Origin of the sequence: Streptomyces sp. NPDC051320 (assembly GCF_040682175.1) — a bacterium.
GTDB lineage: Bacteria > Actinomycetota > Actinomycetes > Streptomycetales > Streptomycetaceae > Streptomyces.
This window is the reverse complement of record NZ_JBFBAL010000003.1, coordinates 199,062-219,366: the sequence shown is the minus strand read 5'-3', so window position 1 is coordinate 219,366 and position 20,305 is coordinate 199,062. Positions and strand designations below refer to the sequence as shown.

Annotated in this window: 17 protein-coding genes; 9 read left to right on the top strand and 8 right to left on the bottom strand. The window is 71.0% G+C overall.

Annotated features, from left to right (window positions below; genetic code table 11):
• Window positions 1–26: 26 nt before the first annotated feature.
• Together AB0M87_RS08725 and AB0M87_RS08720 are read left to right on the top strand one after the other, a co-directional pair.
• Window positions 27–911, top strand: a complete 885-nt coding sequence (locus AB0M87_RS08725) for a sugar isomerase (protein ID WP_365851184.1) — start codon at window positions 27–29, stop codon at window positions 909–911.
• Between the two features lie 3 nt (window positions 912–914).
• Window positions 915–1,778, top strand: coding sequence for a class II fructose-bisphosphate aldolase (locus AB0M87_RS08720; protein WP_365851183.1), 864 nt, complete (start codon window positions 915–917; stop codon window positions 1,776–1,778).
• A 21-nt stretch (window positions 1,779–1,799) separates the two neighbouring features.
• Here the strand turns inward: AB0M87_RS08720 and AB0M87_RS08715 are convergent, their stop codons facing one another.
• Both AB0M87_RS08715 and AB0M87_RS08710 read right to left on the bottom strand, forming a co-directional pair.
• Window positions 1,800–3,278: a hypothetical protein gene (locus AB0M87_RS08715; RefSeq protein ID WP_365851182.1), complete on the bottom strand. Its 1,479-nt coding sequence runs from the start codon at window positions 3,276–3,278 to the stop codon at window positions 1,800–1,802.
• A 34-nt stretch (window positions 3,279–3,312) separates the two neighbouring features.
• The gene (locus tag AB0M87_RS08710) at window positions 3,313–3,702 is read right to left on the bottom strand and encodes a VOC family protein (protein WP_365851181.1); all 390 of its coding nucleotides are present in this window, start codon (window positions 3,700–3,702) and stop codon (window positions 3,313–3,315) included.
• Window positions 3,703–3,772: 70 nt separating this feature from the next.
• Between AB0M87_RS08710 and AB0M87_RS08705 the strand changes: the two genes are divergently transcribed.
• Together AB0M87_RS08705 and AB0M87_RS08700 are read left to right on the top strand one after the other, a co-directional pair.
• A complete protein-coding gene (locus AB0M87_RS08705; protein ID WP_365851180.1) occupies window positions 3,773–4,375 on the top strand; it encodes a nucleoside/nucleotide kinase family protein in 603 nt (200 codons plus the stop codon).
• 99 nt (window positions 4,376–4,474) lie between these two features.
• Window positions 4,475–5,596, top strand: coding sequence for an aminopeptidase P family protein (locus tag AB0M87_RS08700; RefSeq protein WP_365851179.1), 1,122 nt, complete (start codon window positions 4,475–4,477; stop codon window positions 5,594–5,596).
• A gap of 27 nt (window positions 5,597–5,623) precedes the next feature.
• Here the strand turns inward: AB0M87_RS08700 and treZ are convergent, their stop codons facing one another.
• Window positions 5,624–7,369, bottom strand: a complete 1,746-nt coding sequence (treZ, locus tag AB0M87_RS08695) for a malto-oligosyltrehalose trehalohydrolase (RefSeq protein WP_365851178.1) — start codon at window positions 7,367–7,369, stop codon at window positions 5,624–5,626.
• A 143-nt stretch (window positions 7,370–7,512) separates the two neighbouring features.
• On the opposite strand from treZ, the gene AB0M87_RS08690 reads away from it, so the two are divergent.
• Window positions 7,513–8,898 (top strand): GH1 family beta-glucosidase, encoded by a 1,386-nt coding sequence (locus AB0M87_RS08690; RefSeq protein WP_365851177.1) that lies wholly within the window; start codon window positions 7,513–7,515, stop codon window positions 8,896–8,898.
• 608 nt (window positions 8,899–9,506) lie between these two features.
• Window positions 9,507–10,070 carry a DUF1707 and FHA domain-containing protein gene (locus AB0M87_RS08685; protein WP_365851176.1) on the top strand — a complete coding sequence of 188 codons (564 nt, stop codon included), beginning with the start codon at window positions 9,507–9,509 and terminating at the stop codon, window positions 10,068–10,070.
• A gap of 9 nt (window positions 10,071–10,079) precedes the next feature.
• On the opposite strand, the gene treY is transcribed toward AB0M87_RS08685, so the two are convergent.
• Together treY and glgX are read right to left on the bottom strand one after the other, a co-directional pair.
• Window positions 10,080–12,506 carry a malto-oligosyltrehalose synthase gene (treY, locus tag AB0M87_RS08680; RefSeq protein ID WP_365851175.1) on the bottom strand — a complete coding sequence of 809 codons (2,427 nt, stop codon included), beginning with the start codon at window positions 12,504–12,506 and terminating at the stop codon, window positions 10,080–10,082.
• Between the two features lie 55 nt (window positions 12,507–12,561).
• Entirely contained in the window at window positions 12,562–14,697 is a 2,136-nt protein-coding gene (gene glgX / locus AB0M87_RS08675; RefSeq protein WP_365851174.1) for a glycogen debranching protein GlgX, read from the bottom strand.
• A gap of 218 nt (window positions 14,698–14,915) precedes the next feature.
• Between glgX and AB0M87_RS08670 the strand changes: the two genes are divergently transcribed.
• Both AB0M87_RS08670 and AB0M87_RS08665 read left to right on the top strand, forming a co-directional pair.
• A complete protein-coding gene (locus AB0M87_RS08670; RefSeq protein ID WP_365851173.1) occupies window positions 14,916–16,148 on the top strand; it encodes an SAV2148 family HEPN domain-containing protein in 1,233 nt (410 codons plus the stop codon).
• Between the two features lie 76 nt (window positions 16,149–16,224).
• A complete protein-coding gene (locus AB0M87_RS08665) occupies window positions 16,225–16,953 on the top strand; it encodes a 3'-5' exonuclease (protein ID WP_365851172.1) in 729 nt (242 codons plus the stop codon).
• Between the two features lie 56 nt (window positions 16,954–17,009).
• Here AB0M87_RS08665 and AB0M87_RS08660 read toward each other — a convergent pair whose 3' ends face one another.
• Entirely contained in the window at window positions 17,010–17,861 is an 852-nt protein-coding gene (locus AB0M87_RS08660; protein WP_365851171.1) for an aminoglycoside phosphotransferase family protein, read from the bottom strand.
• A 280-nt stretch (window positions 17,862–18,141) separates the two neighbouring features.
• Between AB0M87_RS08660 and AB0M87_RS08655 the strand changes: the two genes are divergently transcribed.
• On the top strand, window positions 18,142–18,699 hold the full coding sequence (locus AB0M87_RS08655; protein ID WP_365851170.1) for a DUF1697 domain-containing protein: 558 nt from the start codon (window positions 18,142–18,144) through the stop codon (window positions 18,697–18,699).
• Here AB0M87_RS08655 and AB0M87_RS08650 read toward each other — a convergent pair.
• A complete protein-coding gene (locus AB0M87_RS08650; RefSeq protein WP_365851169.1) occupies window positions 18,686–19,486 on the bottom strand; it encodes an ATP-binding cassette domain-containing protein in 801 nt (266 codons plus the stop codon). The two genes, AB0M87_RS08655 and AB0M87_RS08650, sit on opposite strands and share 14 nt — an antisense overlap.
• Window positions 19,487–19,681: 195 nt before the next feature.
• On the bottom strand, window positions 19,682–20,281 hold the full coding sequence (locus AB0M87_RS08645; protein WP_365851469.1) for a class F sortase: 600 nt from the start codon (window positions 20,279–20,281) through the stop codon (window positions 19,682–19,684).
• Between the last annotated feature and the right edge of the window lie 24 nt (window positions 20,282–20,305).

The following is a 20,305-nucleotide window of genomic DNA, read 5'->3' as shown; positions in this document are numbered from 1 at the left end:
TAGGTATCTGAGGGGTGGAATCCAGCATGAGCCATGTCCAGAAGGAGCTGTCCAGTCAGCCCGACTGCTGGGAGCGCGCCGCCGGTCAGGCCGGTAGCCATGCGGCCGCACTGCCGGCCCCGGGGGAGCGCGTAGCGATCGTCGGATGCGGGACCTCGTGGTTCATGGCGCAGGCCGTGGCCGCCCTTCGGGAAGGCGCGGGACAGGGTGAGACCGACGCCTTCGCCGCATCCGAGTTCCCCTCCGGCCGTGCCTACGACCGCGTGATCGCACTGACCCGGTCGGGCACCACGACCGAAGTGCTCGAACTTCTCTCCGAGGTGCGGGGGAAGGCACGGACGACCGCGATCACCGGCGACCCCAGGACCCCGGTGATGGAAGCCGCCGACGATCTCGTGGTGCTCGATTTCGCCGACGAGCGGTCCGTCGTCCAGACCCGGTTCGCCACCACCGCGCTCACTCTGCTGCGCGCGCACTTCGGTCTGCACAGCGCGACCGTCGTGGCGGACGCGCGCACCGCGCTCGCCGATCCCCTGCCCGAAGGACTGGTCGACTGCTCGCAGTTCACCTTCCTCGGACGCGGCTGGAGCGTCGGCCTCGCGCAGGAGGCCGCGCTGAAGATGCGGGAGGCATCGTTGTCCTGGACCGAGGCGTATCCGGCCATGGAATACCGCCACGGCCCGATCAGCATCACCACCGAGGGGACCGCCACCTGGATGTTCGGCGACGCTCCCGTGGGCCTCGACGAGCAGGTCGGGGCCACCGGAGGCAGCTGGGTGGCCGGCCGGCTCGACCCGCTCGCCGAGCTCGTACGGGTGCAGCGCCTCGCCGTCGCCATCGCGGACGCCCGAGGTCTCGACCCGGACGCCCCGCGCCACCTCACCCGTTCCGTCATCCTCGACGAGGGCTGAGCGATGCCCCTGGTGCGCAGCGGCCCGCTGGTCGCCGACGCCGCCGCGCGGAACGGCGCGGTGGCCGCGTTCAACATCATCACCCTGGAGCATGCCGAAGCGGTGATCGCCGGGGCCGAGACCGCCGGAGCTCCGGTCATCCTGCAGATCAGCGAGAACGCGGTGCGTTACCGCCAGGGGCAGGTGCTGCCGCTGGCCCGCGCAGCGGCCGAAGCGGCGCGGCTCGCTTCGGTGCCCGTCGCACTGCATCTGGACCATGTGAAGAGCGACCGACTGCTGCGCCAGGCGGCCGACGCCGGGTTCAGCTCGGTGATGTACGACGCCGCTCACCTGCCGTACGCGGAGAATCTCGCCGCGACCCGCTCCGCGGCCGACTGGGCGCACGCCCAGGGGCTCTGGATCGAGGCCGAGTTGGGCGAGGTCGGGGGCAAGGACAGGGCCGCGCCACTGGATGCGCACGCCCCGGGAGCGCGTACCCACCCGGAGGAGGCGTGCGCCTTCGTGGCCGCGTCCGGGGTGGACGCACTGGCCGTTGCGGTCGGCAGTTCCCATGCGATGACCTCGCGCACTGCCATCCTGGACCACCAACTCCTCGGCCGGCTACGGAAAACAGTCGACGTGCCACTGGTGCTGCACGGCTCCTCCGGGGTGCCGGACGCCGAACTGACAGCAGCGGTTGCCGGCGGCATTTCCAAGGTCAACATCGGCACGGCGCTGAACCTCGCCATGACCGCGGCGATCCGGGAGGTACTGACGGCCCAGCCCGAGGCCGTCGACTCGCGGAAATATCTCAAGGCCGGCCGACGGGCCATGGCGGAGACAGCGGGCCGCCTGATCACGCTGCTCGCAGCGGCTGCCGGCGGATAGGGAGGGGCAGCGGCCGGCGCGTTACTTGATGAGCCGGGCCACGGCCCACTTGGCCTCCTGGGACAGCATCCCCAGGCTCCGATGTGCCGATTTGCCCATCCCGGACTGCAGTTCGGCGCCGGCCGACAGCGACTCACGGGCGATCCGGGTCAGCTTCGCCCTGGCCGCCGCGAGCGCGAGCTCGAAGTGCTCGGCGGTGATCAGCCGGCCGAGGCCCAGACGCCGCCACTGGCGGCCGGACTCGTCCGCGTCCAGCATGCCGGCGACCTGCTGCAGGGTCCGCCAGGCGGCCGGCAGATCGCCTGTCAGCCGCTGAAGCTCGGTGAGTTTGCGTGCGGCCAGCGCCCGCTCGCGGGGCTTGTCCAGGAGCGCGGCGTAACCCGACTGGGCCCGCGCAGCCTGGAAGTGATCGCCGAGCGCTTCGAGTTCGGCGCTCAGTATCCGCAGCACATCGGCCGAAGTCCCGGCGCCGTCCAGCATGCGCAGCAGCGCCACCCGGGCATGCTCGGTACGGCCCTGCCGCCGGGCCAGCCGGATCCAGGTCAGCTCGGGCTGACGAGCCGGGTCATCACCGAAGAGCGCCTCGTCGGCCGCGCGTGCCCAGGCGGCGAGCGGCGCCGGCGCCTCGGGTATCGCGGGCGTCCCCCGCCGGGCAGCGGGCTTCGACGCTCCGATCTCGCGGAGCAGCGGCACGTCGGCGGCGCACCCGTGCAGCCCCACCAGTACGGCGGCCAGCCGCAGTTCCTCGCCCGCCCTCGGGGCTGCGGCCTCGTACGCCAGCAGCCGCCGCAGCAGCGGGAGATCGGTGTCCCGCCGGTCGAACTGCGCGGCCCGCAGGACCGCGGCCCGCCGTGCCCCGTCCTCGGCGACGGCGGGCAGCGCCGAGGCGTCGTCGCGAAGCCGGGCCAGATCCGCCCGGCCGGGCGCCAGCACGGTTTCCCGCAGCGGCGTCCGCGGATGCGGGTCGAGCAGCCCATGGGCACGCCCGGTGGCGGTATCGAGCAGCACATGCCCGGGCTCGGTCCGCAGCAGCGCCGTGTGCAGCCGGGCGACCAACTCGACGGGGGAACGCTCGGCGAACCCCAGGGCGTCACGCAGCTCGCTCCGCCCGGCGTCGAGATCCGGGACACGCGCGCGCAGCTCCTTCTCCGACTCGGCAACGGCGGCCAGCAGTTGCCGCTCGCCCGCGCCGGGGGCCAGCTGCAGCAGATCGCGCCAGGCCGGCAGCCCGATCAGCATCTCCAGCGCCTCGTCCGGATCGGCCCCGATCAGCCCAGCCGCGCCGGCGGCCGAGGCGTACAGCACCGGGCCTCCGCCGCACACGAAGTACGCACCGCCCGCCCCGTCCCCGGCCAGCGGGTCCAGCGAGGCGCCGGACGCCAGCCGCACGGCTTCGCCGCGCCCGGCCCGGTCCAGGTCGAAACCGAAGGAGCGGGCAGCCAGTTCGGCCGGCACGGGTTGCGCCCTCAGCAGGCCGATGGCATGTCCGGAAACCGTCATAGAGGAAACGTAACAGCCATGTCCGACATGACTCTCACGCCGGTTGCAACAGGTCCCAACGGTTGCCGTACAGGTCCTCGAAGACGGCGACCGTGCCGTACGGCTCGTGGCGCGGCTCCTCCAGGAAGCGGACGCCGGCGGTCAGCATCCTGGCATGGTCACCGGCGAAGTCATCGGTGTGCAGGAAGAAGCCGACCCGGCCGCCGGCCTGCGCCCCGACGGCTGCCCGCTGGGCGTCGTTCTTCGCCCGGGCGAGCAGCAGACCGGTGCCCGGCCGCCCACCGGCCGGAGTGACCACGACCCAGCGGCTGCCGTCACCGCGGTCGGTGTCCTCCACCAGACCGAAGCCGAGCGCACCGGTGTAGAAAGCGATCGCCTCGTCGTAGTCCCGGACGACCAGGCTGATCAGGGCGATGTGAGACATGGCAGAGAGGTTATAGGTAGCACCCGACACGCCGAAGCGGAGGCGCGAGGAACAGGGAACAATGCGGGCCATGACGTCGCAGCACCTCATGGACCGGGCCGGACGCCTCGCCGCGTCCGGGCGCCGGCGGATCCTCGGCATCACCGGACCACCCGGGGCGGGTAAATCCACCCTCGCGCGTCAACTCGCCGCCCGGTTCGAGGGGCGCGCGGTGGTCGTCCCGATGGACGGCTTCCACTTCGCCCAGCGGGAACTGCGCCGCCTGGGGAGGACCGAACGCAAGGGTGCCCCCGACACCTTCGACATGTCCGGCTACGTGGCGCTGCTCGCCCGGCTGCGCGCAGCCGGCAGTGACACGGTCTACGCGCCGGCTTTCGACCGGACACTCGAGGAGCCGCTCGCGGGTTCCGTTCCGGTCCCGGCGGACGTACCGCTGGTCATCACCGAGGGCAACTATCTGCTGCACTGGCCGCGCGCCCGGGTGCTGCTCGACGAGACGTGGTTCCTCGCGCCGGACGACCGGGAGCGCGTCCGCAGACTCGTCGAGCGGCATGTGCGGCACGGCAGGAGCCAGGAGGCCGCCGAACGCTGGGTGAACCGGTCCGACGAGGCCAACGCCCGGCTCATCGAGGCCGGCCGGGACCTGGCCGACCTGATCGTGTCGCACCCGTAGGCCGCGCACCCGAGGCCGCACCGGAGAGCGCAGGCGTGCGTCGCACACGAAGGTCGCGCGCGGGTCGCACACGCGGCCCGCGCCCGGCAGGATGGGGCCATGTCTTTCGAACCCGCCCCGTTCACCGCTGAGGACTACCGAGCCCGGATCGACCGCGCCGCGCGAAGCGCCGCGGACGCCGGACTCGCCGGAGTGCTGGTCGCGCCGGGACCCGATCTGGTCCACCTCACCGGCTACCGGCCCATCTCCACCGAGCGGCTGACCCTGCTGGTCATCGCCGCCGGCCGGGAACCGGTGCTCGTGGTGCCCACGCTGGAGGCCCCCGACGCCGAACACTCCGCGGGGGCGCCCGCCCTGACCCTGCTGGACTGGACCGACGGCCGGGACCCCTACGCCGTCACCGCACCCCTGCTGGGCGGAGGCGGCCGGTTCGCGGTGAGCGACAACGCCTGGGCGATGCACCTGCTGGGACTGCAGAAGGCGCGGCCGGACACCTCGTACACCGCACTGACCGAGGCGCTGCCGATGCTGCGCGCGGTCAAGGACGCGGCCGAACTGACTCGCATCGAGGCGGCCGGCGCCGCGGCCGACGCGGTGTACGACAAGATCCTCGGGGTCCCGTTCGCCGGCCGCAGGGAGTCGGACATCGCAGCCGACCTCGCCGCCCTACTCGGGGAGTTCGGCCACTCCCAGGTGGACTTCACGGTGGTCGGCTCCGGTCCCAACGGCGCCAATCCGCATCACGAAGCGGGCGACCGGGTCATCGTCGACGGTGACATGGTGGTGCTCGACTTCGGTGGCCTCAAGCACGGTTACGGCTCCGACACCTCCCGTACCGTCCACGTCGGCGAGCCGACCGCCGAGGAGCGGCAGGTGCACGAGGTCGTACGGGAGGCTCAGCAGGCCGGATGTGCGGCGGTGCGGCCCGGCATCGCCTGTCAGGAGATCGATCGGGCCGCGCGCGCCGTCATCGACGCGGCCGGATACGGCGAGCGGTTCATCCACCGCACCGGCCATGGCATCGGGGTCACCACCCACGAACCCCCCTACATGATCGAGGGGGAGGAGCAGTTGCTGATGCCCGGGATGTGCTTCTCCGTCGAACCGGGGATCTATCTGCCCGGCCGCTTCGGCGTCCGGATCGAGGACATCGTCACGGTCACCGAGGACGGCGGCCGGCGGCTGAACAACACCTCCCGTGAGATGGCGCTCGTCGAGTAGCGCGGGCCCGCTCAACGACGTGTCGCCTCAGGAGTCGGCCAGCACGACGCAGGACTCGGGCGGCAGCGACAACGCGCCGTCGTCGCCCGGGGGGCGGACCTGCTCCCATGCGGCCAGCACGTGCGTGTCCCGGCCGTTCAACGGGATTTCCGCGACGTCCCGGCCGAGGTTGACCGCGATCCGCAGATCGCCTCGCCGGAACGCCAGCCAGCGGGCCTCCTCGTCGAAGGCCACCTTCACGGCGGCGAGATCAGCGTCGACGAGGTCCGGTTGGGTGCGGCGCAGCGCGATCAGCTCCCGGTACCACCCGAGCAGCCGGGCATGCGGGCCGTGCTCCGGCTCCGACCAGTCCAGACAGGACCGCTCCCTGGTGGCCGGGGACTGCGGATCGGGGATCTCCTGTTCCGACCACCCGTGCTGCCCGAACTCCCGCCGCCTGCCGTTGCTCACGGCCGCGGCGAGTTCCGGGTCGGTGTGCTCCGTGAAGAACTGCCAGGGGGTGCGGGCGCCCCATTCCTCGCCCATGAACAGCATCGGTGTGAACGGACCGGTCAGCACCAAGGTCGCCGCGCAGGCCAGCAGACCGGGGGAGAGGGTGGCCGAAAGGCGGTCGCCGAGCGCCCGGTTGCCGACCTGGTCGTGGGTCTGCGCATAGCCGAGGAAACGGTGCGCGGGCGTCGATGTGCGGTGCACGGGCCGGCCGTGCGTACGGCCCCGGAAGGTCGAGTACGTACCGTCGTGGAAGAAGACCCGGGCCAGCGTCTTGGCCACCGCGGCGAGCGGCGCGCGGGCGAAGTCACCGTAGTAGCCCTGTGATTCGCCGGTCAGCGCGGTGTGCAGAGCGTGGTGGAAGTCGTCGTTCCACTGGGCGTGCAGCCCGAGGCCGCCCGCCGCGCGCGGCGTGGTGGTGCGCGGATCGCAGAGATCCGACTCGGCGATCAGGAAGAGCGGCCTGCCCAGCTCGGCGGCGAGCGTGTCGGTGGCTTCCGACAGCTCCTCGAGAAAGGTCAGCGCCCGGTTGTCGGCCAGGGCGTGGACGGCGTCGAGCCGCAGCCCGTCGAGCCGGTAGTCCCGCAGCCAGGCCAGCGCGCTGCCCAGCAGATACGCACGGACCTCGTCCGAGCCGGGTGCGTCGAGATTGACCGCCGAGCCCCACGGCGTGTGATGGGTGTCGGTGAAGTACGGGCCGAATGCGGGCAGATAGTTGCCGGAAGGACCGAGGTGGTTGTGCACCACGTCGAGCACCACCCCGATGCCGAGCGCATGGGCCGCGTCGACGAATCGTTTGAGCCCCTCCGGCCCGCCGTACGGCTCGTGCACGGCCCACAGCGACACCCCTTCGTACCCCCAGCCGTGCCGGCCGGGGAACGGGCAGACCGGCATCAGCTCGACATGGGTCACGCCGAGCGAGACCAGGTGCTCCAGCCGCCGGGCGGCCGCGTCGAAGGTGCCCTCGTGGGTGTACGTACCGATGTGCAGCTCGTACAGCACCGCGCCGGGCAGCCCGCGCCCCGGCCAGTCCGTCCGCCACTCGTACGCGTCCGCGGACAGCACCGCGCTGAGCCCGTCGGGCCCGGCCGGCTGGCGGCGGGAGCGGGGGTCGGGGAGCACCGGCCCGCCGTCGAGCGAGTAGCCGTAGTGGTCCCCCTCGGCGGCTTCCGCGCCGAGCATCCACCAGCCGGTCCGGGACGGGTCGCGCTCCATGGCCAGCGTCCTGCCCGCCAGCTGGAGCGTGACCAGCTCCCTCTCCGGCGCCCATACCTCGAACAGCACGCGGTCCCCCCTTGTCGACGGTCCCTGGCCCTTGTCCACGGTCCCTCGTCCTCGGTCATCGGTCCTTGCAACAGTCGATCCGTCCCATCTTGGCAAGATCGGGGCCTGGAGCGAGGGAACTCGGGCCATTAGGGTCACGAGGCATGACGCTGCCGCCGCTGCCCGGCCCGCTGCCCGCCTTCCCGCCCGGCTTCCTGTGGGGCGTGTCCGCGTCCGCCTTCCAGACCGAGGGCGCGGCCACGCGCGACGGGAGAGGGCCCTCCGGCTGGGACGAGTTCGCGGCGCAGCCGGGGCGGATCAAGGACGGCAGCGACGGCTCGCTCGGCACCGGGTTCTACGACCGGTACCGCGAGGACGTCGCACTGCTCGCCGGTCTGGGAGCCGGGGCCTTCCGGTTCTCCGTGAGCTGGCCGCGCGTGGTCCCCGACGGCAGCGGCGCGGTCAACCCGGCCGGCCTCGACTTCTACGACCGGCTGGTCGACGAACTCTGTGCGCACGGCATCGCCCCGGTGCCGACCCTGTACCACTGGGACACGCCGTTGCCGCTGGAACGGGCGGGCGGCTGGCTGAACCGCGACACCGCCCACCGTTTCGCCGACTACGCGAGCACGGTCGCCGAGCGGCTGGCCGACCGCGTGCCGATGTGGATCACCATCAACGAACCCGCGGAGGTGACCCTGCTGGGCTATGCACTGGGCGAGCACGCACCCGGCAGGAAGCTGCTCTTCGACGCACTGCCGGCCGCCCACCACCAGCTGCTCGCCCACGGTCTCGCCGTCCGCGCGCTGCGCGCCGCCACGGCCGCGGAGATCGGCATCGCCGTGTCGCACAGTCCCGTCCGTACGGCGGGTGACACCGAGGAGGACCGGTTCGGAGCGGAGCTGTACGACTCGGTCTACAACTGGCTCTTCGCCGACCCGCTGCTCACCGGCGCCTACCCCGACGAGAACTTCGCGGCTCTGATGCCCGGCCCCGTCGCGGAAGACCTGAAGGTCATCTCCAGCCCGCTCGACTGGTACGGGGTGAACTACTACAACCCCACCCTGGTCGGCGCGCCCGCACCCGAGGCCCTCGACTCGTTCGCCGGCTTCGACATGCCCGGCGAACTGCCCTTCGGGATACGGCAGATCGAGGGGTACGAGATGACGGACTTCGGCTGGCCGGTGGTCCCCGAGGGACTGCGCGACATGCTCGTCGGCCTCAAGGACCGCTTCGGCGACCGCCTGCCGCCGATCCGCATCACCGAGAACGGCTGCGGCTACGACGGCATCGAGGACACCCGCAGGATCGCGTTCATCGACGGTCATCTGCGTGCCCTGCACGCGGCGATGGCCGACGGGATCGACGTCCGCGCCTACTTCATCTGGTCACTCACCGACAACCTCGAGTGGATCGAAGGGTACGGACAACGCTTCGGCCTGGTGCACGTCGATCACCCGACGATGCGGCGCACGCCCAAGGACTCCTACCGCTGGTACCGGGACGTGATCCGGGCCCAGCACGGCCTCAGCCGTCCCACAGCAGGTTGAGCGCTCGTTCGGAGTCCGACGTACCCCGCCCGCTCGAAGGCGGCCGCCATCGGGACGTTGGCGAGATCCGTCGACGCGCGGATACGCGGTACGTCCTGCGCGGCCGGCACCCGTGTCCCCTCCGCGAGGATCTCGTCGATGCGTCCCCGGCCGCGGTGGGCGGACAGCACACCGATGTACGCGATGACCGCGTGGCAGTTCCCAGGGACATCAGCGCGATGAGATCCTCCCGGTCCCGCACGGCGCGGAACCTCAGCGGGCCGCGGCTCCCGGGCACAGTCGTCTCCGGTGTCCACTCCAGCCGCCGTCGCTGCACCGGCAGCCGCGCCCCGGTCCGCTCCAGGACCCGCATCCGTGCCTCGACCGCATCCCTCGCCACCTGGCCCGTACGCCAGTCCGGCGGCACAGAGCGCAGAAACCCGGGACGCTGCGCCCCGCCGGGGGACAACCGGGTCAGCGCCGTATCGAGCAGCCGCAGCCCGCTGTCGGCTCCTGAGGGGGCGTGATGTCCGCAGACCGTAACAATCGCCGTCCGGGCCGGTCAGGTGGATATCGCGCCGCGGGGCCCGTCTGGACACCTCCGCCCGCCCGGCCCGACAATCACCTGTGTGACGTCCTCTTACGAGTCCCCCGCGTACGAGCCCCACACGGCTCCCGCCCGGCTGTCCGACGCCGAGCGCGACCGTGTCCTCGGCGTACTCAAGGAGGGCGCCGCACAGGGCAAACTGTCGCCCGACACGTTCATGCGCCGCATGGAACTCGCGCTCGCTGCCCGCCAGTCCGCCGAGCTGGCGGTGCTCACCGCCGACCTGGAGAACAAGCGCGGCTGGTCGCAGCGGTTCTTCGGCGCGGTGGGCCAGATATCCGCCTTCTCGGAGCGGCTGCGCAGGGCCTGGACCTCCGAGCGGCTGCCCAAACTGCTGCTGCCCGCTCCCGGGCCGTATCCGCTCCGCATCGGCCGCGACCCGGTCAACGGCCTGCGGCTGAACCACGAGACGGTTTCCCGGGTCCACGCCGAACTCGGTGTGCAAGCCGGGGTGTGGGTGCTGCGCGACCTCGGCTCGACCAACGGCACCACGGTCAACGGACGCCGGGTGACCGGAGCGGTGGTGGTGCGAGACGGGGACTCGGTCAGCTTCGGACGGATGGGCTTCCGGCTGTCGTCGGAGTGAGGCCCCCGCTCAAGGCCGAGCACCCGCTTCGGGTCGAGGATCGCGCTCAGCGGTCGCCAGGCCTGCATTTCGGAGCTCCGCCGGTGCGAGCCGCTTGAGCAGCGCCACCGGCCGGCGGTCGAGGAGCTCATCGAGCCGGACGGTACCGGTGAACTCCCTTTCGGGGGAGAGCAGATCGCTCCACCGGCCGGTCGGCAGGGTCAGCGAGGTCTCTCGCCAGCCGCCGGCCTCCGCGAGTCGCAGCGACAGCCGGGTGACCGCTGTGACGACCTCACCGGAGCGGCAGAACGCCAGGCAGTGGTCGGCGGCGGGCCCCTGGGCGGCCAGCGGTGCGTAAGTTCCCGACTCGCCGAAGAGCTCCGGGTATTCGCGGCGCAGCAGGAGCGCGGTGGTCGTCACGGCCAGTTTCTCGGCCGAGAGGCCTTCCAGGCCCGAACGGCCCCCGGGGTCGGCCGGTGGTGGCATCGGGCGCCGGTTGTCCGGGTCCATGAGGGCCAGATAGAGGCCTTCGGTGCCCTGATAGAGGTCCGGCACGCCGGGCATCGTCAGCTGTACCAGCGTCGCGCCGAGCACGTTGGCGCGGACGTATGGACCGAGGCCGTCCGCGAACGCGGCGATCGCGGCGTGCGGCGGCCCGGCCGGTCCCGCCGCGACGAAATCGGCCACCGCCTGCTCGTACGCCGGGTCCTGCTCGGTCCAGCTGGTGAGCAGGCCCGCCTCACGTACGGATTTCAGCAGGGCGGGGCCGAGCCGCTCCCCGTCCGGCGCTCCGAAGCCGAACGCCGTCTGCCAGGCGACCCAGGCCACCTGCGGATCGGGCGCGGGGGTGGTCAGCCGCGTCAGCAGGTCGGCCCACCCTCCGGGGCATTCGGTCAGTACCGCGGTCCGTGCCCGGACATCGGCGCTCCGTTTGGTGTCGTGGGTGGTCAGTACGGTCCCGGTGGCCGGCCAGTCACGGGCGAGCCGGGTGCAGAACGCATGGAACTCCCGGGGGCTCACGGCGGGTGTGCCGGGGTCCCCGCCGACCTCCCCGGCGGAGATCAGCGGGGTGTAGCGGTAGAAGGCGGTGTCCTCGACGGATTTGGCGCGCAGCGCGGAGGCGGTCTGTGCGAAGCGTGCGCAGAAGGCGGCGTGCGCCGGGCCGCTGCCCCGCTTGCCGAGTGCGAGGTCCCGCACGACGGCCACCACGGACGCCTCTTCGGCGACGGTGAATGACGCTGCCGCCTGCCGGACCGTCTCCGCGTCCAGGGTGGCCTCCGCGGCGTCGGGTGTCGGGCCGCCGGCGGTCACGTAAGGCCGGTAGACCGGCACCCGCACCAGCAGCTCGCGCAGCGCGACCCGCAGCGCCCAGGGCGCATGGTCGCGCAGGGCGGGGTCCGCCGCACAGATCTGTTCGGCCGTACGGACCAGGAACGTCGTCTCGGCGGCCAGCTCGTGCGTGATCACCTTGTACGCGGCCCGGCGCACCGTCGACGCCCAGTAACCGCCACGGTCCGCCGGCGGGTCGGCGAAGGCCCGGTAATGCCGGGCGAGTTCGTCGAGGCCGGCCGGGTCCGTGAAGAGTCCGTCGATCCGGTGCAGTGCGTCGTAGCCGGTCGTCCCGGCCACCGCCCAGTCGGCGGGCAGCGGCTCGTCGCCGGTGAGGATCTTCTCGACCACCGTCCAGCGGCCGCCCGTCGCCTCGCCCAGCCGGCGCAGATAGGCGCCCGGGTCGGCGAGCCCGTCCGGGTGGTCGACGCGCAGCCCGTCGACCACGCCGTCGTCCATCAGTTCGAGGACCTTCGCATGGGTCGCTGCGAAGACCTCCGGGTCCTCGACCCGCACCCCGATCAGGTCGGAGATGGTGAAGAAACGGCGGTAGTTGAGTTCGGTGCGGGCCAGCCGCCACCAGCCGAGCCGGTACCACTGGGCATCCAGCAGCTCCTGCAACGGCAGTTGCGCGGTGCCCTCGCGCAGCGGAAAGGCGTGCTGGTAGTACCGCAGTACTTCGCCGTCGACGGTCAGCTGCTCCAGTTCGTCACCGATCCGGTGGCCGAGTACCGGCAGCAGTACCTTGCCGCCCCCTGCCTCCCAGTCGATGTCGAACCAGCGCGCGTACGGCGAGCCGGGTCCCTCACGCAGCACCTCCCACAGCGGCCGGTTGAAGCGCGGAGCGGCCGCCATGTGGTTAGGCACGATGTCCAGGACCAGGCCCAGGCCGTGCGTGCGGGCCGTCCTGGCCAGCCCCCGCAGTCCCCTCTCGCCGCCCAGCTCGTCCCGTACCCGCGCATGGTCGACGACGTCGTAGCCGTGTGTGGAGCCAGGCACCGCGTCCAGCACCGGCGACAGATGGAGGTGCGACACGCCGAGGGCGGCCAGGTACGGGACTGCTTTCTCGGCGGCGGAGAACGGGAACTCCGGCTGGATCTGGAGCCGGTACGTCGCAGTGGGCGTCATGAGGACCTACGTACCCCGTTTCGGCGGCCTCCTGTCACCGCAAGCGGACTCGCCGTCAGGCGGGCCGTTTCAGCACGGTCAGACTCCGCCCGATGAGAGCAATCCGGTCGCCGGCGTCCACCTTCGGCCCCTGGCCCGGCGGCACACCGTCCGGGCGAGCCGTGTCGACGACCACCTCCCACTGCCGGCCGTGGTTCACCGGCACCAGGAAGTCGATCTCGTCGGCGCCGGCGTTGAACATCAGCAGGAACGAGTCGTCGGCGATCCGCTCACCACGGGTCCCGGGCTCCGAGATGGCGTTCCCGTTCAGGAACACCGTCAGCGCCTTGGCATGCGCGGCCTGCCAGTCGCGCTGCCCCATCTCGCCGCCCTCGGGCGTGAACCACGCGATGTCGGAGAGCTCGTCGTGGGTGCCCTCCACCGGGCGGCCGTGGAAGAAGCGCCGGCGCCGGAAGACCGGATGCTCCCGGCGCAGCGCGACCATCGCACGGGTGAAGTCGAGGAGGCTGCCCTCACCGTCCGGTTCCGACCGTCGTGGCCCGGGTTCCGGCCAGGCGACCCAGGCCAGCTCGCTGTCCTGGCAGTAGGCGTTGTTGTTGCCCTGCTGGGTGCGGGCGAACTCGTCGCCGTGACTCAGCATCGGCACTCCCTGCGAGAGCAGCAGGGTGGCCATGAAGTTGCGCATCTGCCGGTTCCGCAGTTCCCGTACACCGGCGTCGTCGGTGTCACCCTCGGCGCCGCAGTTCCACGACCGGTTGTGGCTCTCGCCGTCCCGGTTGTTCTCGCCGTTCGCCTCGTTGTGCTTGTCGTTGTACGCGACCAGGTCGTGCAGGGTGAAGCCGTCGTGACAGGTGGTGAAGTTGATGGAGGCGAGCGGGCGCCGTCCGTCGTCCTGGTAGAGGTCCGAGGAGCCCGTCAGCCGGCCGGCGAACTCCGCGAGCGTGCGGGGCTCGCCGCGCCAGAGGTCCCGGACGGTGTCGCGGTACTTGCCGTTCCACTCGGTCCACAGCGGGGGGAAGTTTCCCACCTGGTACCCGCCCTCGCCCACGTCCCACGGCTCGGCGATCAGCTTCACCTGGGAGACCACCGGGTCCTGCTGGACCAGGTCGAAGAAGGACGACAGCCGGTCCACCTCGTGGAACTGCCGGGCCAGGGTGGCCGCGAGGTCGAAGCGGAAACCGTCCACGTGCATCTCGGTGACCCAGTAACGCAGCGAGTCCATGATCATCTGCAGCACGTGCGGGGACCGCATCAGCAGGCTGTTCCCGGTGCCGGTGGTGTCCATGTAGTAGCGGGGATCGTCGGTGAGCCGGTAGTACGAGGCGTTGTCCAGGCCCCGGAAGGAGAGCGTCGGGCCGAGGTGGTTGCCCTCCGCGGTGTGGTTGTAGACCACATCGAGAATGACCTCGATCCCGGCCTCGTGCAGCGCCCGCACCGCCTGCTTGAATTCGAGCACCTGCTCGCCGCGGTCACCCCAGGAGGCGTAGGCGTTGTGCGGGGCGAAGAAGCCGATGGTGTTGTAGCCCCAGTAGTTGGACAGTCCCGCGTCGGCCAGCCGGTGATCGTTGACGAACTGGTGTACCGGCATCAGTTCCAGCGCGGTGATGCCGAGCTCGGTCAGATGTTCGATGATGGCCGGATGGGCGAGCGCGGCATAGGTGCCGCGCATCTCGTCGGGCAGGCTCGGGTGAAGCATCGTCAGGCCCTTGACGTGCGCCTCGTAGAGCACCGTCTCGTGGTACGGCGTGCGCGGCAACCGGTCGTCGCCCCAGTCGAAGTACGGGTTGACCACCACTGAGGTCATCGTGTGCGGAGCCGAGTCCAGGTCGTTGCGCGAGTTCGGCTTGCCGAAGTGGTAGCCATACACCGATTCGTCCCACTTGATCTGCCCGCTCACCGCCTTGGCGTACGGGTCCAGGAGCAGCTTCGCCGAATTGCAGCGTTGTCCGTTCTCCGGCTCGTAGGGCCCGTGCACCCGGAATCCGTACCGCTGACCGGGCATGATTCCGGGCAGGTAGGCATGGCGCACGAAGGCGTCGGTCTCCCGGAGTTCCACCGCCGTCTCTGAACCGTCGTCGTGCAGCAGGCACAACTCGATTCGGTCGGCGGCCTCCGAAAAGACCGCGAAGTTGGTCCCGGCGCCGTCGTACGTGGCGCCGAGGGGGTACGTCTGTCCCGGCCAGACCTGCATGGGGATGACTCTTCCACATCCGGCCGCCCGTGATGCGTCTCAGCGCGTCCCCGCCGCGAACCACTATGAATCGCCTCACCCGCGAGGAGGCACCGCCCCGGAACGGGCCGCAAGACGGCACGAGTTGTGAAATCAGCCTGTGCATCCGGCTGCACCGCCTCCCACGCTCGGAGTACCCTTCCTTGATCGTTGCAGGGGGACCGAAAGGCGGTACGCGGGTGGGCTCGGGAGGGCTGGAGCTGACCCCAGGTGACTCAGGTCACGACGGGGGCTCCACAGACGTCCCACCCGGAGCGGTCTCTCTCGCCCGGCCGATGGAGATAGGGGCCGAGCTGGACTGGGGTGCGGAGGCCTGGAACGAGGTGCGTACGCGCGCCCAGCGGGCCGGGCGGGCCTACATCTGGCTGAACCTCGTGGAGCAGCGGCTCCGCGCGGTGGTGGCCGCTGTGCTGCGTCCGATCTACGAACCGGTGCACGGGGACGACTGGGTGGTCGCGGCCGCCGGACCGGCCGGCCAGGAGTGGGTGCAGCGTGCGGTGGCCGTGCGCGAGGTCTCCCGCCGCAAGGGTTATCTGCTGGACCCGGCGGACGACAACGTTCTCAGCTTCCTGACGCTGCCACAGCTGCGCGAGCTGATGGTGCAGCACTGGCCGTGCTTCGAGCCGTACTACGACGACCGGCGCGACGTGGAGCTCGCCCTGGACGAGCTGGAGGTCACCCGTAACGTCGTCTCCCGCAACCGCGCTCTGTCCGAGGCCGTACTGGCCCAGGCCGAGCGGGCCTCCTCACGGCTGCTGAACATCCTGGGAGCCGGGTCCGGTGCCCCCTCCGCGGACCGGCTCCCGGTGGACGCGGTGGAGGACCTGGTGGGCGACCGGTACGCGGACGTCATCAGCGTCCATCCCGACCGGGTACGCCTGCAGCGACAGATCCCCGCCGAGGACCTGTTCGGTGGCGCACGCCGGCTCGACGCCATCGGGATAGGCCTGAACCTGCTCGTGCAGAACTTCTCCGGCCGTCGGCTGGTCAGGCTCGCCGAGTCGGGTTGCCGGGTACGGCTGCTGTTCCTCAACCCGGCGAGCAGCGCCGTCAAACGGCGGGAGCGGGAACTGGGGCTCAAGAAGGGGGAACTGAGCCGCACGGTGGAGATGAACATCCTGCACATGCGACGGGTGCGGTCCCGGCTGCGGGACCCGGGCGCGTTCGAGATCCATGTCTTCGACGAGACCCCGCGGTTCATGGCCTGCCTGGTCGACGGTGACGGCACCGACGGCCTCGCGGTGGTCCAGTCGTATCTCCGCAAGGCCCGCGGGATGGAGGCACCGGTGCTGGTGCTGCGCGGTGGCAGCAGGGCGGTGGTCCGGCACGGCCAGGATTCCGAGCACGGACTCTTCGAGACCTACCGGGACGAATTCGAGTCCGTGTGGACGGACTCCCGCCCCGTCTCCTGAGCCCCGCCCCGCGTTGTCAGTGGCGCGTGCGAAGGTGGTCATCACTTGGGGGACGCACCACGAAGGAGGGGCCGCCATGAGCTGGCATCGGGGATCGCTGGTCGGCTTCGACCTGGAGACGACGGGCACGGATCCGCTGGAAGCGCGGATCGTGACGGCAGCGGTCGTCAGCAGGAAGGACGGCAATCCGTCAGAACAGCGGGAATGGCTGGCCGATCCGGGGATCCTCATCCCCGCACAGGCTTCGGCGATTCACGGCATCAGCAGCGAGCGGGCGGTGGCCGAAGGCAGGCCGGTGCCCGAAGTGGCCGACGAGATCGCCCACACGCTGACGGGGTACTGGGCGCAGGGCATCCCCGTCGTCGCGTACAACGCGGCGTTCGACCTGACCCTGCTGACTGCGGAGCTGCACCGGCACGGACTGCCCTCGCTGAGCGACCGGCTGGGCGGCCCGATCGGTCCGGTCATCGATCCGCTGACCATAGACCGGGGAGTCGACCGGTACCGCAAGGGCAAGCGGACCCTCGAAGCGGCCTGCGCGGAGTACGGCGTGGTGCTGGACAGCGCGCATCAGGCAGCGGCCGACGCGCTGGCGGCGGTCCTGGTGGCGATCGCGATAGCCGAGCGGCACGCACAGGTCGCCGCGCTGGTCCCTGCGGAGCTGCACCGCCACCAGATCGAGTGGTACGCCGAATGGGCCACCGGTTTCCAGGAGTTCCTGCGCGGCAAGGGCAACACGGACGCGGTGGTGGAGACGGCCTGGCCGCTGCGCGCGGTGGCTTCAGCCGCCCGGTCGGGGGCGTAAGCGGCAAAAAAGGACCCGGCGACGCCGGACGCCACGGACAGTGCGGGCGGGGCGCCTCAGAACGAATACCACCGCACCGCGGGATCACTGTCGCGCAGTGAGGCCACCCGGCGGCGGAATTCGGCCAGCGCCGCGGGGTTGCTCGGCGCGTGCTGCGCCACCCAGGCGCAGCTTGCCGTCTCGCGCGCACCGCGCAGGATCGCGCAGCCGTCCCACTCGCGTACGTCCCAGCCGTAAGCGCGGGTGAAGGCGTCGTACGCCTGTGCGGGCAGACCGTAGCGGTCGCGGGAGAGGGCCATGACGACCAGGTCGTGTTCACGGAAGTCCGAGGAGAACGTCTCCAGATCGACCAGCACAGGGCCGTCGGATGCGACATGGACGTTACGGGGGAGCGCATCGCCGTGGATCGGGCCCGGTGGCAGAGCCGGCGTCAGAGCTGCGGCCGTGTCGGCGAAACCGTCCCGGCGCGCCCGCAGAAAGTCCGCATCGGCCCGGTCGATCGCGTCCCCTGCCAGTCGCAGCCAGCGCTCGACACCGCCGAGCAGCTCGCGCCGGGGAAGCGGGAAGCCCGGGGAGGGAAGGGCGTGGACAGCGCGCAGCAGCGCCGCGAGGTCGGCAGGCTCCGCGGGGCGTACGGCGTCGGGCAACCGCTGCCAGAGGGTGACCGGGTGGCCCTCGACCAGCCGCGGCGTCGGCTCGGCCGCCCGGACCGCGGGGACCCCCGCCCCGGCCAGCCAGCCCGCGACGGCCAGTTCGCGCTCGGCCCGTTCCAGCAGCTCGGCGTCCCGGCCGACCTTGATGACGCGGTCCCCGGCGGCGAACACCGCGTTCTCACCGAGCGTCAGCAACTCGGCGCCCCCCGCCAGCCCTGCCGCGGCCAGTACGTCCCTGGCCCTTGCCTCGTCCATCCTCTGATCTTCGCAGAAAATCCCGGCCTTCATGCCGGGCGGTAAGGCGGTCCCTGAACCGGAGGCAGAGCGCCGCCGCCATCTCCACCTCGAAGGTACAGCGGTGATAAGCGCGTCTCGTCGTGCTGTCCGGTGAACCGGCGGACCGTTACCTCCTCCCGGCGGAGGAGCGTTCCCCAGGGAGCCGCATGATGGCCCCTCACGCTTGAAGGGTCCGGTACCGGGTCATGGCCTGCTCCAGCGGTCCCCTGGCGTCCGGCGGCCGACTATGTTTCGTCACATGGCGATCACCTACGCGGCACTGCTGCGCGGCATCAATGTGAGCGGGCACAACAAGGTGCCCATGGCGGAACTCAGGGCACTGCTCACCGAGCTGGGCCACCAGAATGTCCGTACGCACCTCAACAGCGGCAATGCCGTCTTCAGCAGCGAGTCGACCGACCAGGACGAGCTGGCGGCCGGCCTGGAGAAGGCCATCCAGAACCACTTCGGATTCAGCGTGCCCTGTCTGGTGCGTGACGGACGCTATCTGCGTGCGGTGGCCGAGGCATGTCCGTTTCCGGCCGCCGAGTTGGCGGGGAAGCAGCTGCATGTCACCTACTTCTCAGGACCTGTCGACCTCGGTAGGTTCGCCGCGATCGATCCGGAGGCCTATCTGCCCGAGGAGTTCCGTCTCGGGGACCGGGCTCTCTACCTGTACGCGCCCGACGGTCTGGGGCGCTCCAAGCTTGCGGAGGTGCTGAACAGGCCCGCCGTGAACAGAGGCATCACCGGTACCTCCCGCAACTGGAACACGGTCGTCAAGCTGGTGGAGATGACCGGCGTCAGCGCGGGCTGACCCGCTCCGCACGGGCCGCCCAGCGGCCCTCCGTACGGGTGATCAGCACCGGATGGTCGAAGCACTTGCTGACGTGGTCGGTGGTGAGTACCTCGTCGGCCGGTCCGGAACCCAGACACTGCCCGCCGCGCAGCAGCATCGCATGCGTCGTCGAAGCGGGCAGTTCCTCCAGGTGGTGGGTGACCAGCACCGTCACCAGCTCAGGATGCTCACCGCGCAGCGTGTCCAGACTGCTCAGCAGCTGCTCGCGGGCCGCGAGATCCAGCCCGGTGGCCGGCTCGTCCAGCAGCAGGAGACGCGGGCTGGGCATCAGCGCCCGGGCGATGAGCGCCCGGCCGCGCTCGCCCTGGGACAGGGTCGGCCAGCGGGACTCGGTCTTGTCGCCGCCCATGCCCAGCATGGTCAGCACCTGCTCGGCCCGCGCGACCTGCTCCGCCGTGGGCGACCAGCGCGGGACCGGCTCGATGGAGTTGGTCAGTCCGGTCAGTACGACCTCGCGCACCCGAAGCGGCGAATGCAGCGGGTGGCGGGGGTTGATGTGTCCCAGGTGGGACCGGAGCTCCCGCAGGTCGACCCGGCCCAGCGTGCGCCCGAGGATCTGTACGGTCCCGCGCGTCGGATGGGTCACCGCACCGAGCAGCCCGAGCAGGGTGGACTTTCCCGCACCGTTCGCTCCGAGCAGTGCCCAGTGCTCCCCGCTGCGTACGGTCATCGAGACCGAGTCGAGCAGCAGACTGCCGTCCCTGACGACGTCGACGTCGTCCGCTCGGATCACCACCGTGCTCACAGGCCGTTCAGCTCCTTCATGTCGTTGCCGGGCGTCGGCAGCAGAGCAGGTGAGCGGTGCGGCAACGTCAGTAGGTCCGCCGGTCGGCGGGATGGTGTGCGGAGCGGTGCAGTCGACCCTACCTTCATGCCGGAAGCCCCTCAGCCGACGGGTATCCGGCTGAGGGGCCACGGCCACCGGCTCCGCAGCGGGGCATCAGGTCTTCTTGAGCTCCTTGAGATGGGCGAACACCACCACATTGGCGCCATAACCGGTCTTCGGATCGAAGTGACCGCCGCAGGTCAGCAGCCGCAGCTCCGGTCGGCCGTTGTCGCCGTAGACCTTGGCGTCGGGGAAGTCTTTCTTCTTGTAGGTCTTCACCGAGTCGACGCTGAAGACCGCCGTCCGGTCATCCGCTCGCGTGATGTTGATCAGGTCGCCCGGATGCAGGGCGTTGAGGTTCAGGAAGATGGCGGGTCCCGTCCGGGTGTCCCGGTGCCCGACGATCACCGCTGTCCCCTCGGCGCCGGGGCTGGGGCCGTCCCGGTACCAGCCGACCTCGTGGGGCTTGCTCATCGGCGGGGTGTTGAGCTGCCCCTGCGGGTTGAGTTCCAGACCGACGACCGGCGCTTCGATCACCAGGGCCGGAATGGCCAGCTTCGTCGGGGCGGTCGGCGGCAGCGGGGCGGGTTTCGACGCCGCGGACGGCCCGGCGTGCGGTGCTCCGGCCGCACTGGTGACCGGCGGACCGGCGGGCGAATGGCCGCACCCCCGGACGATACCGGTCACCAGTGTCAGAGTCACCGTTACCGTGATGGAGAGGCGGCAGGCGCGACTCGG

Bases quoted from the DNA above. Each gene is read 5' to 3' on its own strand.
- AB0M87_RS08720 (WP_365851183.1), top strand. From the start codon at position 915: ATGCCCCTGGTGCGCAGCGGCCCGCTGGTCGCCGACGCCGCCGCGCGG.
- AB0M87_RS08700 (WP_365851179.1), top strand. From the start codon at position 4,475: ATGTCTTTCGAACCCGCCCCGTTCACCGCTGAGGACTACCGAGCCCGG.
- AB0M87_RS08660 (WP_365851171.1), bottom strand. From the start codon at position 17,861: ATGGACGAGGCAAGGGCCAGGGACGTACTGGCCGCGGCAGGGCTGGCG.
- treY (WP_365851175.1), bottom strand. From the start codon at position 12,506: ATGACGCCCACTGCGACGTACCGGCTCCAGATCCAGCCGGAGTTCCCG.
- AB0M87_RS08665 (WP_365851172.1), top strand. From the start codon at position 16,225: ATGAGCTGGCATCGGGGATCGCTGGTCGGCTTCGACCTGGAGACGACG.
- AB0M87_RS08725 (WP_365851184.1), top strand. From the start codon at position 27: ATGAGCCATGTCCAGAAGGAGCTGTCCAGTCAGCCCGACTGCTGGGAG.
- AB0M87_RS08690 (WP_365851177.1), top strand. From the start codon at position 7,513: ATGACGCTGCCGCCGCTGCCCGGCCCGCTGCCCGCCTTCCCGCCCGGC.
- glgX (WP_365851174.1), bottom strand. From the start codon at position 14,697: ATGCAGGTCTGGCCGGGACAGACGTACCCCCTCGGCGCCACGTACGAC.
- AB0M87_RS08710 (WP_365851181.1), bottom strand. From the start codon at position 3,702: ATGTCTCACATCGCCCTGATCAGCCTGGTCGTCCGGGACTACGACGAG.
- AB0M87_RS08715 (WP_365851182.1), bottom strand. From the start codon at position 3,278: ATGACGGTTTCCGGACATGCCATCGGCCTGCTGAGGGCGCAACCCGTG.
- AB0M87_RS08655 (WP_365851170.1), top strand. From the start codon at position 18,142: ATGGCGATCACCTACGCGGCACTGCTGCGCGGCATCAATGTGAGCGGG.
- AB0M87_RS08705 (WP_365851180.1), top strand. From the start codon at position 3,773: ATGACGTCGCAGCACCTCATGGACCGGGCCGGACGCCTCGCCGCGTCC.